15 protein-coding genes are annotated in these 18,957 nt (G+C 31.7%); all 15 read right to left on the bottom strand.

Annotation, left to right across the window (positions count from 1 at the left end; translation table 11 throughout):
- Positions 1–2 precede the first annotated feature (2 nt).
- The 15 genes from lpdA to KGF41_RS05075 all read right to left on the bottom strand — a co-directional run bounded on the left by lpdA (position 3) and on the right by KGF41_RS05075 (position 18,844).
- Positions 3–1,403 carry a dihydrolipoyl dehydrogenase gene (lpdA, locus tag KGF41_RS05145; RefSeq protein ID WP_227856424.1) on the bottom strand — a complete coding sequence of 467 codons (1,401 nt, stop codon included), beginning with the start codon at positions 1,401–1,403 and terminating at the stop codon, positions 3–5.
- 58 nt (positions 1,404–1,461) lie between these two features.
- Positions 1,462–2,508 carry a dihydrofolate reductase family protein gene (locus KGF41_RS05140; protein ID WP_227827642.1) on the bottom strand — a complete coding sequence of 349 codons (1,047 nt, stop codon included), beginning with the start codon at positions 2,506–2,508 and terminating at the stop codon, positions 1,462–1,464.
- Positions 2,498–3,895: an amidohydrolase family protein gene (locus KGF41_RS05135; RefSeq protein WP_227827643.1), complete on the bottom strand. Its 1,398-nt coding sequence runs from the start codon at positions 3,893–3,895 to the stop codon at positions 2,498–2,500. The genes KGF41_RS05140 and KGF41_RS05135 overlap by 11 nt, the downstream gene beginning before the upstream one ends.
- Before the next feature lie 138 nt (positions 3,896–4,033).
- Complete coding sequence (locus KGF41_RS05130) at positions 4,034–5,299, bottom strand: dihydrolipoamide acetyltransferase family protein (RefSeq protein WP_227856423.1); 1,266 nt, start codon at positions 5,297–5,299, stop codon at positions 4,034–4,036.
- A gap of 17 nt (positions 5,300–5,316) precedes the next feature.
- The gene (locus KGF41_RS05125; protein ID WP_227827645.1) at positions 5,317–6,294 is read right to left on the bottom strand and encodes an alpha-ketoacid dehydrogenase subunit beta; all 978 of its coding nucleotides are present in this window, start codon (positions 6,292–6,294) and stop codon (positions 5,317–5,319) included.
- Positions 6,294–7,274 (bottom strand): thiamine pyrophosphate-dependent dehydrogenase E1 component subunit alpha, encoded by a 981-nt coding sequence (locus KGF41_RS05120; RefSeq protein ID WP_227827646.1) that lies wholly within the window; start codon positions 7,272–7,274, stop codon positions 6,294–6,296. Before KGF41_RS05120 ends, KGF41_RS05125 begins: the two co-directional genes overlap by 1 nt.
- Positions 7,275–7,310: 36 nt before the next feature.
- Positions 7,311–8,270 (bottom strand): methenyltetrahydromethanopterin cyclohydrolase, encoded by a 960-nt coding sequence (gene mch / locus KGF41_RS05115; RefSeq protein WP_227827647.1) that lies wholly within the window; start codon positions 8,268–8,270, stop codon positions 7,311–7,313.
- Between the two features lie 24 nt (positions 8,271–8,294).
- The gene (locus tag KGF41_RS05110) at positions 8,295–9,029 is read right to left on the bottom strand and encodes an SDR family NAD(P)-dependent oxidoreductase (RefSeq protein ID WP_227827648.1); all 735 of its coding nucleotides are present in this window, start codon (positions 9,027–9,029) and stop codon (positions 8,295–8,297) included.
- A 133-nt stretch (positions 9,030–9,162) separates the two neighbouring features.
- Positions 9,163–11,415: a molybdopterin cofactor-binding domain-containing protein gene (locus KGF41_RS05105; RefSeq protein ID WP_227827649.1), complete on the bottom strand. Its 2,253-nt coding sequence runs from the start codon at positions 11,413–11,415 to the stop codon at positions 9,163–9,165.
- Positions 11,408–11,896, bottom strand: coding sequence for a (2Fe-2S)-binding protein (locus tag KGF41_RS05100; RefSeq protein ID WP_413840514.1), 489 nt, complete (start codon positions 11,894–11,896; stop codon positions 11,408–11,410). Before KGF41_RS05100 ends, KGF41_RS05105 begins: the two co-directional genes overlap by 8 nt.
- 272 nt (positions 11,897–12,168) lie before the next feature.
- Positions 12,169–13,494, bottom strand: a complete 1,326-nt coding sequence (locus KGF41_RS05095) for a uracil-xanthine permease family protein (protein WP_227827650.1) — start codon at positions 13,492–13,494, stop codon at positions 12,169–12,171.
- Positions 13,495–14,495: 1,001 nt separating this feature from the next.
- Positions 14,496–16,097, bottom strand: coding sequence for an N-acyl-D-amino-acid deacylase family protein (locus KGF41_RS05090; protein ID WP_227827651.1), 1,602 nt, complete (start codon positions 16,095–16,097; stop codon positions 14,496–14,498).
- A 111-nt stretch (positions 16,098–16,208) separates the two neighbouring features.
- Positions 16,209–16,886 (bottom strand): hypothetical protein, encoded by a 678-nt coding sequence (locus KGF41_RS05085; protein ID WP_227827652.1) that lies wholly within the window; start codon positions 16,884–16,886, stop codon positions 16,209–16,211.
- Between the two features lie 12 nt (positions 16,887–16,898).
- Positions 16,899–17,594: a DUF5058 family protein gene (locus KGF41_RS05080; RefSeq protein WP_227827653.1), complete on the bottom strand. Its 696-nt coding sequence runs from the start codon at positions 17,592–17,594 to the stop codon at positions 16,899–16,901.
- Between the two features lie 50 nt (positions 17,595–17,644).
- The gene (locus KGF41_RS05075; protein ID WP_227842546.1) at positions 17,645–18,844 is read right to left on the bottom strand and encodes a dipeptidase; all 1,200 of its coding nucleotides are present in this window, start codon (positions 18,842–18,844) and stop codon (positions 17,645–17,647) included.
- Positions 18,845–18,957 lie beyond the last annotated feature (113 nt).

Raw genomic sequence — 18,957 nt, 5'->3', positions numbered from 1 at the left:
TTTTACTTTCTAACAGGAGGTATGTGTATTGCTTTACCTACTATTCCCATAGTAGCTTCTGCAAAAGCTTCTGGTAAAGTTGGATGTCCATGCATAGTACTGGCAACTTCTTCAACTGTCAACATTGCTTTCATCGCAATTACAGCTTCATGAATTAAATCACTAGCATTGGGCCCTATGATATGAACACCATATATTGTAGTCTTATCTTTTGAAGCAATTACCTTAACCATACCATCTGAATCATTCATTGTAAGAGCCTTTCCATTGCCAGAAAACTGAAATTTGCTAACGACATAGTCTAAGTTTTTATTTTTGGCTTCTTCTTCAGACAATCCAACTGTAGATACCTCTGGAAAAGTAAAAATGGAATTTGGTACTAAATCATAATCTACACTTGTTTTTTCCCCTACAATTCGTTCAACAGCTACTTTGCCTTCTTCAGATGCAACATGTGCAAGCATTATTCCTCCAATCACATCTCCAATTGCATAAATACCTGGTACAGACGTACAGTAATTTTCATCAACTTTTATTCCCTTTTTATCATATTTGATGCCTAAATTATCTAGATTTAGTACTTCTACATCTAACTCTCTTCCTGTAGATACAAGTACATTATTACAAGCAATCTTTGTTTTTTCTCCATTCTTATTTATATCTACTACTAGTTCTTTATCACTCTTAAATATTTCTTCTACTTTTGATGAAAGTAGTATTTTAATCCCCCTTTTATTAAGTAGTTTAGTTAACCTATTAGATACCTCATTATCAACCATAGGAATTATATTATCCAAGAACTCAACTATAGTTACATCTGAACCAAATTCATTTAAAATTCCTGCAAACTCAATTCCTATAACTCCTCCTCCAATTATTACTACTTTCTGAGGCAAATTAGTTACTTCTAAAGCTTCTTTACTTGTTATTACTCCCTCTAAATCAATTCCTTTAATAGGAGGCTTAGAAGATTTTGAACCAGATGCAATTAAAATATTTTTTCCTTTAATTATCTTCTTTGAACCATCATCTAATTTTATTTCTACAGAATCCTTACCTATTAACTTTGCTTCCCCCTTTTCTACAGTCACTTTATTTGCTTTTAATAATCCTTTTACACCACTAGTTAATGTCTTAACTATATGTTTCTTTCTTTTCTGCACTTTTTCCAAGTCTAATTTGTATTTATCAACTTTTATCCCATATTCTTCAGCATGATTAAAATAATTTAAAACCTGTGCATCTTTAAATAGTGTCTTTGTAGGAATACAACCTGTATTTAGGCAAGTACCTCCAAATTCATTTTTTTCTACAATTACAACTTTTAACCCCAGTTGAGCTCCTCGAATCGCTGCAACATACCCACCTGGGCCACCACCAATTACGATTAAATCAGTGTTCATATTTATTTTTCCTCCTTTTAAGTTATAGATATTAATATCTATAATTAAAATTTTAGTATCAATATTTATAGCTTGTTAAATCTACTTGATTTTTAATACCATAGCAAAGTTTCTGACGTGTAAAAATAAAATTATTTCTATGCATTCCTACTGTCAATAATTCCGAATGTGGATGTTCTAAGTAGCTATAAGCTGTTGTACAACCTGGAGTCATTTTTCCACCAACAAATACCATAGAATAATTCATAAAATATTCGTCTAATAATTCATTTTCAATTAGATGAGTACAATATGAAGGAGATTCTATACACATTTTTTCTATCCCTAGACTTTTAAGTACATAAAGTAATATCTTAGAGTCTGGAGTACTATCTTTACCAGTTACAATTACAGGACAAACATCAAAATCTTTGTATAATTCTTCAAATTTATAATCATCAACATCCTTAATTGAATTAAAGCTTCCTATACATCTGTGTTTTAAAGGAGAATTTTCTTTTATATAATCCCAACCATTTGGAGATGTAGCTATAACCATTTTATATTCCTGACTCTTATCAACTCTAAATGTATAATGGTCAAATGGAATATCTGTAGCATCAAAAGAAACTACTACTCCACATGGCTGATATTTTTTATTTAAATAGTCTTTTCTTTGCTGTATCAAACTTTCATCAAATACATGACATGTTATCCCAGGTTCATTTTGCAACGTTCTAGCCCCTATAATCACAGCATCTGAATATGCTCTTAGAACATTTAAAACCCAAAAATCTGCCAAGGCTCCATCTGGATCAACAAAATTATTTTTTCCAATTAAAGGTCCTGCTTTATTGTCTTCATATGCCATTTTTCCATCGGATGAAAGCACCATAGATGAAAATATATATGGTCTTTTATCTTTTGATTTTGGAAAAAACAACTCCGTATAATACTCTAAAGCATCTGGTATACAGACATTTTCATTAGATTCTTCTTTTATAGTGTCTAATATCTTTTCATTTCTATTTAATACATTTATTTTTAAATTATTTTTTGGTATGTTGAAAAACTCAAGCTTATTCATACTTTGACCGCCCTCTCCCAAGTATTTTTTACAATCCATAAATTCTTTTTCCCCATTGTACATTTCCTAGACCAACATCCTCTATTAACTTACTTGATATTTTTTGAGTTTCATATATTACCTTTTCTTCATCTATATTAACTATCTTGTTATTATCCATAACTACTTTTCCATCTATAATAGAAGTTTCTATATTATTTGGAGTAGATGAATATATTAATGAACTAATTGGGTCGTGAACTGGTATAGAAATTGCACTTTTATATGGATTATAAATTATAATATCAGCATTTTTTCCTATCTCTATTGACCCTAAGCAGTCTAATTTATTTATGGATTTTGCTCCTCCAAGTGTTGCCATTTCCAGCACACTTGACGAAGGTAAAAGCTTTGCATCTCTATGAGTAACTTTTTGTAATAATGTAGTCATTTTCATTACTTCTAACATATTTTGAGTATCATTACTCGCTGAACCATCGCAAGCTAAACTTATAGTTAATCCATTTTCAATAAGCTTTGGAATTGGTGCTACTCCTGCCGCTAAAACCATATTAGATACTGGATTATGAGATATTTTAACATCATATTTTTTAAATAGTTCTATGTCTTCATCTGACATTTGTATGCAGTGGACTGCAATAAAGTCAGGTCCTAAAATTCCTACTTTTTCAAGATATGGTACAGTCTTCATACCTCTATCTTCTAAACAGTATTTATCATCGTCCTCAGTTTCAAGTAAATGCATAGTTATTGGAATATGAAGCTCATTGGCTATATTTCTCATTTCTTTGTATCCTTCTTCTGTGTTATCCCATATAATTCCAGGAGCTAATGCTAAACTTATTCTCGAGTGGTCTCTATATTTTTTCTCTAATCTTCTAACATCATCAAAAAACTTTTGTTCTGTATCATGATAAGTACAGCCAAATTCTTTTGGAAATTTACTTGTGTCTGTAAACCCTCTACCAAGTATTCCTCTTATTCCTAAGTCTTCAAATGCTTGAATTATGCTATCATCAAGCCCTTCTTTTCCATGGCAGTACATATAGTCAAGTATAGTAGTTGTGCCTGTTCTAATTGCTTCTATACATCCTGTTAAGGCTGCATAATAGCAACATTCTTCATCTATTTTATGTATAGCCCTTCTAACAGAGCTATCAAGCCAGTCTAACAACAGTTTATCTCTTCCTAATCCCTTTAACAAAGTCTGAAATAGATGAGAATGAGTATTTATAAATCCAGGTAAAACAAATTTACCTCTAGCATCTATAATTTTTTCAGAGATGTATTCTTCTAGTAAATTCGTCTTTCCTATATCAATTATCTTGTTCTTTTCAATTATTATACAAGCATCATTTAGTATTTCCCTCTCATTATTCATTGAAATTAGATAAGCGTTTTTAATTATCAAATCTACTTTTCTCATGCAGTAACCTCCATATAATTTTTTGCTATGTCTTGATTTTGACAGATAGTTTGGAGAGAAAAAATCTTTCGAGAAACGCATAACAAACTATCTGTCAGATTACTGGTGTACTATAAAATTATTTTACATATATTTTAATTACATCCATCTAAAATCCAAAAGATTTTGTGTAACTTCTTGAAGAAAACGTGCTCCAGGTGCTCCGTCTACTACTCTATGGTCATGAGTTAAACTCATATTCATTATTAAACCAGCATAAAATGCACCATCTTTTACAAGAACTTTTTCTATTATACTTCCAATACCTAAAATTGCACTTTCTGGTGTATTTAACACTGGGGTAAAGTATGTTATTCCAAACATCCCTAAGTTAGTTATAGTGATAGTTCCATTACTCATTTCATCAGAATTTAACTTGTTATTTTTAGCTCTTTCACTTAAATCACTTAGTTCAATACATATTGTTTTTAAATCTTTTAAATTTGCATTTTTTATTATAGGTACCACCAAGCCATTTGGAATGTCTACAGCTACACCTATATTAATTTCGTTACTTATTTTAAAATGATTTTCATCAACTATTTGCGTTCTAAGTTTAGGATGATTTTCAAGAGCTTCAGCTACAGCCTTTATTATAAGAGCTGTATAACTTAATTTAACTCCTACTTTTTTATACTTTTCTTTCAATCCTTTATATATTTTTGATAAGCTAGTAATTTCTAATTCAGTGGCAATTGTAGTTTGAGCTGTTGTCAACAAACTCTCATGCATTTTTTTTGCTATTACATTTTGCATTGGTGTCATCTTAGTTACCAAATCATTTTCCCCTATATTTACCTTAATGTTATTAACGTGAGAAATAGGAGTAACTTCTTGCCGTACTTCTTTTTCTACTACTTTATTTTTATTGACTTTCATAACTTCTTCTACTGAATTACTGTTCATAAAATTTTTCAAATCATCAATTGTTATTGCACCATGTATTCCTGTTCCCTCTATATTTGAATAGTTAATTCCTTTTTCCTCAGCTATTTTTTTAGCTCTCGGAGTTATTCTTTTCTCTATATTTAAACATTTTGCCTTAGTTGTATTTTCTAAATTTAAAATATCTGCCTCTTTTTCATTATCAGTTTTATCTATCAAATCAAATCCACTAATATCTTCATTAGCTTCTGCAATTATACAAATTAGTTCTCCACAATTAGCAATATCGCCCTCTTCAAAAAATATTTTTCTCAATACCCCACTTTCTGGCGCTTCAACAGTATTAGTAATCTTATCAGTTTCAACTTCTAAAATTTCATCACCCTTATTTACTACGCTTCCTTCTTCAATCAACCATGTGCCAATTGTTCCTTCCTCCATAGAAAGACCAAACTTAGGCATCTTAACCTCTGTAATCATTGTTTATCCTCCCCTGACTAATATTGCATAACTTCCTTACAAGCCTTAATTAGATTTTCTAATTTTGGTAAAACAAAATCTTCTAAAACTGGTGCATATGCTACTGGAGCATCAATTGATGTAACTCTTTTTATCGGTGCACTTAGGTACTCAAATACATCTTCATTTATCATTGCAGATATTTCAGCTGCCCATCCTCCAACTCTTGGACCTTCTTGAGCAATAACCAATCGACTAGTTTTCGCAACTGACTCTACTATAGTTTTTTTATCATAAGGAAATACAGTTCTAAGGTCGATTATCTCTACATCAATCCCTTCTTTTTCAAGTTGACTTGCTGCTTTATGTGCTAATCCTAACATCATTTGAGTAGCTACTATAGTAATATCACTTCCAGTTTTCTCAATCTCAGCTTCATATAGAGGAATCTCATATGGCTCAACTGGCACTTCCCCTTTGACATTGTATAGCATCTTATGTTCTAAAAATAATACAGGATTATCGTTTTTTATAGCTGAAAGCAACATCCCTTTAGCTTCATAAGGTGTTGTTGGTGAAACTACTACAAGCCCAGGTGTGTTCATAAACCATGACTCTGCACAAACTGAATGATGATATGCACAGCGTATACCACCTCCCTGTACAGCACGAACAGTAATTGGACAATGTGCTTTTCCTTGGAACATAAAATTTAATTTTGCTGCATTATTTACAAGTTGGTCAAAACAAACTCCCAAAAAATCTGCAAACATTATCTCTGGAACTGGTCTTAACCCACAAAGTGCTGCACCATTTGATAATCCTAATATAGCTGATTCTGATAACGCTGTATCTTTTATTCGATTTGGCCATTTAGCCATTATTCCTTTGGTAATTCCAAAATCTCCACCCATTTTAGCTACATCTTCACCTAGTATAAAAACTCTATCATCATTTTCCATAGCTTGATGAAGTGCTTCATTTATTGCCATTCCATATGAAAGTTTTCTTCCCATTATCTTATCTCCACCTCTCTATCAACATATGTGTGTGTAACTGCATCTTTAATATCTGGTGATGGACTCTCCAATGAGAATCTCAGCATTTCTTGAACATCAGCCTCTATTTCTTCTTCTATTTGCTTAAGTGATTCATCTGACATGCCTTCTCTTTCAATAAGTATCTTTCTAGTTAATTTTATTGGGTCCCTATCTTTCCAATACTTAACTTCTTCTTCTGGTCTATATGCTGCTGGGTCTCCTGCAAAATGACCTTGCCAACGATAAGTAAGAAACTCTATTAAAGTTGGACCTTCACCTTTTCTTGCCCTATCTGCTGCTATTTCCACTATCTCAATTACTGCTTCTACATCATTTCCATCTACCCTAAAACTTGGAATCTCATACCCCTCACCCCAAGTTTTTAACTCTTTTTGAGGATGTGAATCTGTATAGTGTGTAGATATAGCATATTGATTATTAAGTAGGCAATATATTATAGGAAGCTTCCATGTTGCTGCCATATTAAGACTTTCGTGACAAGCTCCTTCTCCTAAAGTTCCATCTCCTAGAAATACTGCTGTAACATCATCTGTTTCTTTATACACAGATGCAAAAGCTGTACCAAGACAAGTTACCATAGTTGAACCTTGTATTCCATTAAATCCCATATTTCTACATTCAATATCATTTATATGCATTGAACCGCCTCTACCACCATTTATCCCTGTAGCCTTAGCAAAAATTTCTGCCATTACAAGTTTTGGGTCAGTACCACAAAGTGCTATAGTTCCATGACCTCTATGGTCTGGAAATTTATAATCTGTTTTTCTAAGTGCATCAACTATACCTGCTTGACAAGCCTCTTGCCCTATACTTAAATGAACAAATCCTGGTATTGTTCCATTGGCAGCATATATTTCTATTACTTCTTCAAATCTTCGAATCATAACCATGTCACGGTATAATTTTTCTAATCTTAACTTACCTAATGCCATCTTATCTCCTCCTGAATCAATAAATTTTTAAGTTGTTTATTTTAAGAAACTTTTTTCGAGTACTGAATAATTTATTTCTCCTGCCGAAAATGATTTTCCAGTGTTTATATTATGTATTTGTATTTTGCCTATTGAATGTACATCATGGTCTACATAGAAAAAGTCTCTTCCTGCCTTCACAAATACATCTTCAAACAATTCCCCATAATTTGGAGATGACGTTTTCCCTGCTAACTGGTGTATAGTCTTTGCAATGGCAGTATCAGTTGAATCTACCCAAAACTCAGTTTCACTACCATAAATCAATGCATCATTTATTCTTCCCATAGTCTTAAGTTCATCTTTTACTATAGGTGCTATTGGTGCTTTTCCTCTCGCAAGTACAATTTGACCTGCATCAAAGTTTTTTTCAAACATCTTATGACATACTTGCTCAATGATTCTTGCTGATACTTGCATTGATGCTACAATACATGTACTTGGTGAAATTAATATATATGTGTCTTCTGGTTTTACTTTACAAGCATTTGCAACCTCTAAGACTGTTTCATTATTGGGATATTTTATATCTTGGATACATAAAACTGCCTCATGATAAGTATCTTTATATGGAGTCATTTCAAAATACCAGTCTGATTCAACTCTTGCTAAAGCTCTTGCTGGTCCTGACCCAATAGTTGCAAATTCACCTTCTCCAAGTTTCCATCCAGCAATCTGTGAACCCATACATGCAATCAATGGTTTATCTATAAATACTTCAACTGCTGAGAAAGAATATTCATCATTTAATTTAAAATCTCCTAATGACACTGTTCCTAGGTCACCTATAGAAGCCCTAGTAAATAAAACACCTGCTTTCCAGCTTCCACTACAATTTAAGCCCATATCAATTATAGTTGCTCCACAATCCATCTTAATAATTTCACATCCCAATGCTTCTGCATCTTCTATTATCTCTCTCACTACCACCATAGCTTTCTTGTTTAAACTTATCATCTTTATACCTCTCAATATATATTTTTATGCTTTCTTACCACATACATCAATTGCAGCTCCCATTATTGGACTTGCTTCATCAGATGCTAAGAAAGTTACAACTTTTGATACTTCTTCCACTTGCAACATTTCTTCAAGCGGTATCGTAACTGCATCATCATAGTTAAATCTTTTTCTTGTATATTCAGTGTTAGTCATCCCTAAATATATCGCATTTACATTGATTCCATACTCTTTTACTTCTTCAGATAATGTTTGAGTAAAACTTACCATTCCTCCTTTAGAAGCAGCATATGCTCCAAAGCCTGGAAAAAAGTGTTTTGCTGCTGTAGAGCTAATATTTATTATTTTTCCATACTTTTTATCAATCATTGTTCTAAGGACAGCCTTAGTACAATAAAAAGTTCCACTTAAATTAGTCTTTATCTGAGCATCCCAATCTTCAATTGTAGTATCAACTACTGGAGCTGATTTATGGAGAGCAACATTATTAATCAATACATCTACACTCTCAAATTTATCTATTACCTCACTAAAACAAACTTCTACATCTTTAGGTTTACTTACATCACAAACTGAAACAAAAGCTTTACCTCCAGATTTAATGATTTGTTCTGCAACATTATCCAATTTGCTTTTGGTTCTACCAATTAAGACTACTATTGCTCCTTCGATAGCAAAATCTAAAGCAAATCCTGCTCCTAACCCCTGCCCTGCTCCTGTTATCACAACAACCTTATCTTTAAACCTTAAATTCAAAATTCATCACACCCTCTACATTTATATAATTTAAACTTACATTTAGAAAAAGGTCTTACATTTCAATATCTAAAGTATTTTAAATAAATATCTTTTTACTTTGTATAACTAATTTCTTTTGTATAAAGCAACATTAAATATTTATATTATCTAGTAAAATACTTTTCTTTATTGGCAAACTATAAAAATCACAATTTAATGCGTTTGCTACTGCATTTGCTACTGCTGGTGCTGATGGTACAACAGAACATTCACCTATACTCTTAGCTCCAAATGGACCTCCAGGTTCTCCACATTCTATCAGGCCAACTTTTATTTGGGGCATTTCACTAGCCTTTATCATATGATACGAACGAAATGAATTAGCTTTTATTTTTCCTCTATTGTCAAATTCAAGTGCTTCAGTCAACGCATATCCTATTCCCATTTGAATTGCTCCTTCAATCTGACCTTCTACAGACATTGGGTTTAAAGCTTTCCCTACATCATGAACTGCAACATATTCCAAAACTCTTACACTTGCCAGTTTAGTATCGACCTCAACTTTAGCAAAATGTACACCATATGAACTTGCTCCAGTTTGAGATGCAAAAGTTTCAGCTCCTATAATCTCTCTTAAACTTACCTTTTGAGCATGTATCATGACATCACATAAAGTGGCTTGTTTGTTGTTATTTTTGATAGAATAGACTCTCTCATCCTTAAATTCTATATATTCTTCATCCTCTTTTAAAAGTTGGGATGCTTCCTTTAAAAGTTCTTTTTTTACTGAATTTGCTACTTTTAAAGCTGCATTTCCAGATACAAAAACTCCTCTGCTTGCGTAATCTCCTAAATTCCATGGTGATGCTTCTGTATCTGCCTGTATACATTCTATTTTTTCCTGGCTTATTCCAAGTACTTCAGATATAATTTGTACTTGAACACTTACAGATGCATTTCCCATATCATGAGTACCTGTATATAATACAGCTGAACCATCTTCATTCATTTTCAACATTAAAGCTGTTATATCTCTATGTGCTCCAAAGCATCCATTTCCATGTGAACCAACTGCCATACCTACACCAATCAAAAATCTACCATTTGATTCATTTTGCTGTCTAATTTGTTTTTTCCAGTCAAACATTTCAGCACCTTTTTTTATACAATCTATTGGTCTTGGATTTCCATGAGGACTTTTAAATCTTTGATCTATTCCATCTGGTTCGACTAAGTTCTTAAGCTGTAAATCTAAAATATCCATATTTAGTTTTTTTGCAATTTTATTTAGTTGGGATTGTTGAGCAAAAAAAGCTTGTGGAGAACCATACCCTCTCATTGCTCCTGCAATTGGTGTGTTTGTATACACTGGTATCCCCGTATATCTCATATTTTCAATCTTATATGCTTTAAACACTTTATGACTCATTGCTCCAATTACATTTAAAGCACTTGATGCATATGCACCTGTATTTGTCAGAACTTTCATATCTTGTGCTATAACTTGACCATCCTTCATAACACCCGTTTTTAGATATACAACTGCGCCATGTCTAGTTCTTGTCGAAGCAATAGTTTCTCTCCTGTTAAGTTCTAGTTTGACTGGCCTACCTGACAGTTTTGCTAATAATGCTACAATTGGCTCAATTGTAATCTCTAATTTACCTCCAAAAGCTCCTCCAATAGCTGGACTTACTAGTCTAACTTTATTCATTGGTAATCCAAATAAATTAGATAAGATTATCCTAAATCCAAAAGTGTTTTGATTAGGACTATAAACAGTAAGTTTCCCACTGTAATCATAATCTGCAATCGCCACATGAGTTTCTATTGCACCATGATGTATAGCTGGAAGTGTATACTTATCTTCAAAAATATAATCAGCTTTTTTCATGGCTTCTTCAATATTTCCACACTGCTGTACATTTACTGCAAGCTTGTTTCCCCCTTTATGTATTGGATATGCACCCTCTTGTATTGCTTCTTCTGGATTAAATACTGAGGGTAATTCTTCATATTCAACCTCAATAAGCTTCAATGCTTTTTCAGCCGTTTGTAAATCTTCAGCTGCAACGGCTACAACTTTATCACCCACAAAACGAACAGTATCATCAAAGATATGTTCAACCTCTGGCAACTCATGTTCATAAAATCTCATGGCACTATTAAAGGCTTTTTGAGGTGAGTTTTTATAAGTGGCTATAGCTTTTACACCTTCTAATTTCTCAGCTTTTGATGTGTCTATTTTTTTAATTTTTGCATGCGCTATAGGGCTGAATAAAACCTTAGCATAAAGCATATTTGGAATTTTCATATCTGCAGTATATCTAAGTTGGCCAGTAGCTTTAAGTACAGCATCTCTTATTGGGACTCTTTCACCAATAACTTTAAAATTATTACTCACAGGTTATACCCCCCATCCTTTTTGCTGATAAAAGTATAGCCTCAACAATTTTTACATATCCTGTACATCTGCAAAGATTATTGTCTATAGACTTTCTAACATCTTCCTCAGAAGGATTTGGATTTTTATCTAACAGGGCTTTTGCCGACATTATCATCCCTGGAGTGCAATACCCACATTGAACAGCTCCACAATCAATAAATGCTTGTTGAATTGGATGTATATTGATACCATCTGACAACCCTTCAATTGTCAATATCTTTTTCCCAACTGCATTTCTTGCTAGAATCAAACATGAATTAACTGCTTCTCCATCTAAAATTATTTTACAAGCTCCACAATCACCAGTACTACATCCACACTTACTTCCAGTTAAATTAAACACTTCTCTTAAAACATAAAGTAAAGTCCAACTTTTTTTTATACTCACCTCTCTCAATCTGCCATTTATATCAAGCTCAATAACATCTATAATCTCCACCTTCTCTCCACATAATTTAATTTTTAATATTTTCTATGAAATTTAATCTTTGATTAATAATTTATCCAAGTTATTTACACTCATTTGACAAGTAAAATCCATAATTACTGTTAAAAAAGGAGGAGCAAGGCGCTCCTCCTGGATATCCTTTCAGATTATACTTTTATTAAAATGAGTATCATATCTTTTGATTATTTAGTTTTTTAAGGTTTTTGGGTAAAAAAAATAGAAGCAAGGCGCTCCTTCTTGGATATCCTTTAGAATTACGTTCTCTAAGCTTTACAACTTACTTTACTTTCCACTACATCCTCTTTTTCCTTAGGCAATACGATATTTAGTATTAAAGATAATAGAGCTGTTCCAGATATACCAGTCATTAAAGTGACTACAATGCTTGGTAAAAATGCTAATGCAGCTTGATTAAAATAACCACCCATACCAATGCCCAGCGAAACTGCTAAAATTGTTATGTTACGATTTGTCATCTTTCCCATTCCAATAACCTTAATACCTGATGATGCAATTGTTCCAAACATCATAACTAATGTACCTCCAATAACTGGGTCTGGTGTTAAAGCTAATATTTGGGCAAACTTTGGGAAAAATGCTAATATACCTAACATTACTCCCCCAAGTGCTACTATGTACCTACTTGCAACTCCTGTCATACAAATTATTCCTATGTTTGGACTACCTGATATGACTGGAAGCCCATTAAACAAAGCTGCAAAACAACTTCCAACTCCATCTGCTCTAACAGCTCTCATCAATTCTTTTTGCGTAGGTAGACGGTTTTCAACAGAACTAACAACCCCTGTCGTATCTCCTATTATTTCCATAACTGTCACAATATGAATTGTACATATGGTTATAATAGCACCCAAGTTGAACTCCAATCCCCAGTATATAGGCTTTGGCACTGCAAACCAATTTGCTTGTGCCATACTAGAAAAGTCAACCATACCAAATATTACTGCTACTACATAGCCTATTACTATTGAAATTATTATGGATGCTACTTTGAGAAAACCTTTTCCAAATTGATTTAAAATAAGTGTCAACAACAATGTAAATACAGCTAAAGAAAAATTAGCAACTACATTAGGCCCATGAGCATCAAAAGATACTGCATAGTCAAATGAAGAACTCATAAGTGATAAACCTACTGCCAAAACAACACTTCCTGTAACTGTAGGTGTAAAATATTTATGTAAATACTTTACTGCAAGAGGTCCTACTAAAGTTAAAACTAAACTTCCTACAAGTACTGCTCCAAAAGCTCCAGCAATACCAACATCATTATTTGTACTTAAGGCAATTAATGGTGCTACAAAGGTGAAACTTCCACCAGTAACAATTGGTAACCGTGACCCTATTGGTCCAATTCCCATAGATTGCAGTATGGTGCTCACCCCTGCAATCAACATCGAACATTGAATCAAAAATGCAGTCTCACTTAGTGAGAGACCCATGCCCACAGCTACTAAAATGGCACCCGACATAGTACCTGCAAAAGCAGAAAAAACATGTTGCATACTAAGTGGTATTGCTGTTAGAAGCTTTGGCTTGTCATTAAATCCATACTTGTAATTTTCCATATCTTACCCCTTATCGCTCCCGCCATTGCCGCCAAATGTATGGAGCCATGTAATAAATTATTAGTAACCTTAAAAGTTAGAGCCTAATAAATATTGCACAGTTACATTATGAAGTTTTAGTAATACATTTTGAAATTAGAAAAGCTCTAATTTAAGGAGTGGCGGAGGATTAGTTACTAAAAAAATAAAACGTTTGCTTTTAGCATTATTTTTATTTTTTGTAAGCTAGGTAATTAATCCGATTTTTAATTGTATTATACAGTCACGATTTTAGACTGTCAAGATTATTCTGATAATTTAATTTTAGTTTTATTTAGAATTATTAAAGTAAAAATAATAATCAATCTGTAGAATAAAATCAGTATTAAAACACTTTAATTTTTAAATTTACGTTATTTTTTTATCAATATTCGTTTTAATATTTATTTCTATAAAATATATGCAACCTCTTATTTTCGCCATATAACGCTATTTCAGTAAATATAATAAATAATAAATAGTAACTAACATTTATTAAATATCATAAAAATCTTAATTATTGGATAAATATAAATATTTTATCGTTTATTTAATTAAATTAGACATAGTATATATATTTTATAATATAATATTATTTTAATATATATAAAAAGTAATAACTATTTTTTATTATTTTCTCATTCTCTGATATTGAAACTCTCTTTTGCTAGATATTTTTTTAACATTTTCTAGAAGAAGTTTATCTTTATCTACTTACAAAAAATTTCTTTTTCAAAATTATAACCATTTATTTTCCCAATTTTTCTACATATTTCAATAAATAAAAATCTCAATTTTTTTATTATAAAAGTAAATTATTTTTTGTACATTTCTTATTGTACATGCTTTTTATTGTCCATATAAATTAAGATTTAATACTATTATAAAAAAACGAAGAGTGATTTTTATTTAAATAATATTCAAACTTCGTTTTTTTACTATCTATTTATTTAATTTCTAAATTTTTATTATTTTTTAATATTTTATCTTTTTAATACTTCACCACATTGATTTTTAGTAACTTTACCTTCTTCTAATGCAATTTTCCCATTTACAATTACATATTCAACACCTCTAGCTAATAACTGTGGATTTGAGAAGTCAATCTCTTCAGACCTAGGGTAGCTGTAGTTTTCCATATCAATTACTGTTATATCAGCTATTTTACCCTCTTTAAGTATACCTCTATCCTTTATTTTAAACTGGTTAGCTGGCAATGAAGTTACCCTTCTTACTACTTCTTCCAATCTAACACCTGATTTTTTATACATATCAAAGAAAATTGGAAATGCCCCTCTTCTTTGAAGCTCAAACCATGACATATCTCCACCTACACTAAACAAACAATCTGAACCAACCATAACAAATGGATTATTTATTATCTTTTTATCATGTAATTTATCAGGAAAATCTCCCCTGTACATTCCTCCTAGGCAAAATATAAGTTCTTCATCTCCATCTAAAAGTAAATCTAGTAATAACTTATTCTCATCTATACCTTTTTGTATAGCTATTTCACGTATTGATTTCTTTTCCATATCAATATTATTGGTATTTAGAAGTATTATACTACCTCTATCTCCAAGTATAAATGCCTCTTTTAATATCAGGGCTCTTCCTTCTTCATTCCTAAGGGCATCCATAACGCCATCCATACCTAATTCAAACAAACTAGATGATATTGCCATAATAAATTGAAGTACTCTTTTTTTCTTCATACAATGTCCAGAACTTCTTGGTACTGTATCAACCATAATATCAACACCATTGTCTCTAGCATTTAATATCTCATCAAATGCATCTAGTTCAACTGGGCTTAAATGGGATACTTGTACTCTAGCTCCACTTTTTTCACCAACTTCTATAGTTTCTTTTACTGCATTATATCTTCCTATGTAATCCCTAATATGAGACGTATATATACCATCATGTTCTTTTATTAGTTTTGCAATCTCAACTAATTCATCAATATCAGCATACTTACTTGGTATATATGCCAATCCAGTAGATATTCCAAAAGCCCCACTTTTCATACCATCATTTATTATCTCTGTAATTTCTATTTTTTCTTCTTCTGTAGGTGGTCTATCTTTAGACCCTCCCATAACACTCCATCTTATAGTGCCATGACCCAATAGAAATCCCATATTAATAGCTATTCCACTATTAGATATAAGGTCACAATATCCTGTAAAACTATTCCAATGCTTATTTTTATCTATAAGATACTTTTTTTCTTCTTCAAGTAATAGACCATTCTTATACATATATTCATATACATTTTCAGAAGAATATGGTGTTATAGAATGACCACAATTACCATTTATAGTTGTTGTAACACCTTGTTTTAGGAATTTTTCAAATTTACCATCTAATATTGCTACTATTTCTTCATGAACATGAGGGTCAATAAATCCAGGTGTTACAACTCTTTTATGACAATCTATCATTTTATTTGTATCATCATTTATCTCAGAATCTATTCTCACTATTAAGTTATTTTTTATCGCTATATCTCCATAAAAACCATTTTGTCCAGTACCATCTACTATAAATCCATTTTTTAAAACTAAATCATATACCACATTATTCACCCCTTAAAATATAATTTTATTGCAGTAGCCTTTACTATAATTCTTTATATTTTAAACTTTTTACTTTTTTAATTTTACTAGCCTCTAAGTTTATCTTTTTTACTAGTCCTTAAGTTTATCTTTATGCATAACTCTTGCAATCAATATAGTACCAAATACACATATAAGAACTACTAAAGACTGTGGTATTATACCTTGCTTTGATAATATAATAGTTAATACAGCTATTACAATTGCTACTAATCCTAGCTTTTTATCTTGTAAAAAAACTTGTCCAAATACTGACCCAAACAAAGCTGGTAAAATTAAATTCAATTTTTCTACTACTTCAGGTGGTATTTTAGACAATACACTTCCTCCTAAAATTACTCCAAAAGTCAAAATACTTATATTTACTAGAATAGATACAGCTATTCCTATAGTAGATATTATTGAACCCTCTTCAGTTCCTGATTCAACTTCTGCTGCTTTTTGAGCTGCTATTGAACATGGCAGTCTCATATTAGATATATTTCCAGAAAGAAAGCTCATATAAGTTCCTGGTATTCCTAAAATTGGTGAATAAGAAACTGGCTCTATTATGTAGTTTGGTGCACTCATACTAACGATTGCCATTGTACTTGCTAATAATGCTGATATTGGAGGCATAAGACCAAATCCAAAACTTAAAATTATTCCAGGAACTAATGCTGCTATAATACCTAAAGATAATGTCAATCTCCCATACCTTATCATAAAAGGTAAGTACTCTTCGTTGTATATAGATTTTACTTTACTCATAAAACTCCCCCCTTATATTATTGAACCTATTATCATTCCACTAAACATTGATATGGTAAGACCCCACTCTCTCAGCCATTTTATATTTTTCTTTTTTTCAATCATACATAGTATTACCATTATTATCATCCCACTTATACAAGCAATTGTTCCATTGTCAAAACGCAATACTCTATCAGCATTTAAGTATGCAAATGAACCTAACATTGCTCCTACAGATATTATTGGTATAAATGATTTCTTACCACTAGAAATAACATTCGTTATTTTATCTAACTTATGCCCAAATAATAATGTAAATATTATCCACCCTAAAGAACCTAATATCATAGTCCAAACTGCATTTGTAAATGCTACTTTTGTCATCTCAGGAGAACCCAAAGTTATCCCTAGTGCATCTGTTCCAAATCCAGCTGACATAGATTCAAAAATTACAGAACCTATAAATGATAATCTCATCCATGCTATAGGTCCACCCATAGTTACTATAAGTGAAACCATCCCAGCAAATATAGTCATTGATGGGCCTATAGCTGAAATAGCACTACTCTTAACAGCTGATTTTATTTGCTTGTCAGTTATCCCCATCGTCTTCCCAACTTTACAAGATTTTATAGCAAATACAAGAGATTGTACTACTACTATTGACACAGCTACTGTACTTGCTATCCACAAAAGTGGATGATTGGCTAATTTTAAATAATCCATTGCAAAAAACCTCCCTATAAATCCTCAAATTTTATTAAAATATTTAAACCTTATTTCCAGACCTTATTCAACACTCTAAGTATGTTTCCACCCAACACCTTTTCTATTTCCTCATCACTATATCCATGTTTTACTAAATATCTAACAATATTTTTTGAAGTTTCAGTTGGATTTTCAAGACCTTTCACATACTCTACTTTAGGATGTTCCTTTGTGCCAGTTATCTTTTTTATATCAAATTTAGCAGCTAACACTGAATGTAATTTAACATGGTCACCGTATACTGTATCCGGTCCAAAAGCTACATGGTCTATCCCTACTAAACTTTTAATATACTCAAAATGTTCCATAAATGACTCTATTGAATGTTCTTTGTTTTTTTCAGTTATTGTAGTATGTGGTGCTGCTTCTACACCTATAACCCCACCCTTTTTAGCACATGCTATTAGTACTTCATCTGGAGTCAATCTCTTTGTGTTCCATAGACTTCTTGCCCCAACATGACTCAATATTATTGGGTCTTTACTGTGTTCTATAACATCAAGTGTCGTTTGAACTCCAACATGAGAACAATCTATAGCCATTCCAATCTTATTCATTCTTTCAACAGCTTTTCTACCAAAATTCGTAAGTCCACCATCTTTTTCTTCTTTCAATCCTGAACCCAATGCATTAGATTCGCTGTATGTTATACCCATTAACCTTATGCCAAATCCATATAGAATATCTATTCTATCAAGTTCATTTTCTATTGGTGCAGCTCCTTCTAGGGTAGGTATCAAAGCTACTTTTCCTTCTTTTTTTGCTATATATATATCTTCTACTTTTTCACACTTTATAACAAAATCTTGATGAGCTAAGTCACATAATCTCATACCTAAATCAATTAATATATCATCCCATTTCCATCCTGAATTAGATGTTATTGTACATACACCATCCATTAAATTATCAAATATAGCATCATAATACCCTCTTGATAATGCCTCATAAGCACATCTTTGTTTACCTTCTCTATTGTATTCAAATATATCTCTTTCTAAATATTCTGGAAATAAAACAGGATGTTCATGTAAAGATATAAATACTTTTTCATCTACAATACTTTTAACCTTTGCTTCTTGAATATCATCTAACTCAATAAGATACTCATCAACTCTCTTGTCTCCCTTACACATTTCAATAGATGAAATATCTTTTCCCTTTTCCAAATAACTATAGGCTTCATATCCTTTATAAGCTGATTTCATAATAATTTCCTCCAAGTTCTACAATTTTTTATATTTACACTATAGAGCAATTAACATGCCAAAATATAAATTTTAATTGTATACTCAATTATTATAAAAATAAAAACAGTAAT

It is taken from the genome of Clostridioides sp. ZZV14-6150 (genome assembly GCF_020657875.1).
GTDB lineage: Bacteria > Bacillota > Clostridia > Peptostreptococcales > Peptostreptococcaceae > Clostridioides.
The sequence above is the reverse complement of the archived record's forward strand: the minus strand, read 5'-3'. Positions and strand labels throughout refer to the sequence as shown.

Excerpts from the sequence above, each read along its gene's own strand:
- lpdA (WP_227856424.1), bottom strand. The coding sequence starts at position 1,403 with ATGAACACTGATTTAATCGTAATTGGTGGTGGCCCAGGTGGGTATGTT.
- KGF41_RS05140 (WP_227827642.1), bottom strand. The coding sequence starts at position 2,508 with ATGGATTGTAAAAAATACTTGGGAGAGGGCGGTCAAAGTATGAATAAG.
- KGF41_RS05135 (WP_227827643.1), bottom strand. The coding sequence starts at position 3,895 with ATGAGAAAAGTAGATTTGATAATTAAAAACGCTTATCTAATTTCAATG.
- KGF41_RS05130 (WP_227856423.1), bottom strand. The coding sequence starts at position 5,299 with ATGATTACAGAGGTTAAGATGCCTAAGTTTGGTCTTTCTATGGAGGAA.
- KGF41_RS05125 (WP_227827645.1), bottom strand. The coding sequence starts at position 6,294 with ATGGGAAGAAAACTTTCATATGGAATGGCAATAAATGAAGCACTTCAT.
- KGF41_RS05120 (WP_227827646.1), bottom strand. The coding sequence starts at position 7,274 with ATGGCATTAGGTAAGTTAAGATTAGAAAAATTATACCGTGACATGGTT.
- mch (WP_227827647.1), bottom strand. The coding sequence starts at position 8,270 with ATGATAAGTTTAAACAAGAAAGCTATGGTGGTAGTGAGAGAGATAATA.
- KGF41_RS05095 (WP_227827650.1), bottom strand. The coding sequence starts at position 13,494 with ATGGAAAATTACAAGTATGGATTTAATGACAAGCCAAAGCTTCTAACA.
- KGF41_RS05085 (WP_227827652.1), bottom strand. The coding sequence starts at position 16,886 with ATGAGTAAAGTAAAATCTATATACAACGAAGAGTACTTACCTTTTATG.
- KGF41_RS05080 (WP_227827653.1), bottom strand. The coding sequence starts at position 17,594 with ATGGATTATTTAAAATTAGCCAATCATCCACTTTTGTGGATAGCAAGT.
- KGF41_RS05075 (WP_227842546.1), bottom strand. The coding sequence starts at position 18,844 with ATGAAATCAGCTTATAAAGGATATGAAGCCTATAGTTATTTGGAAAAG.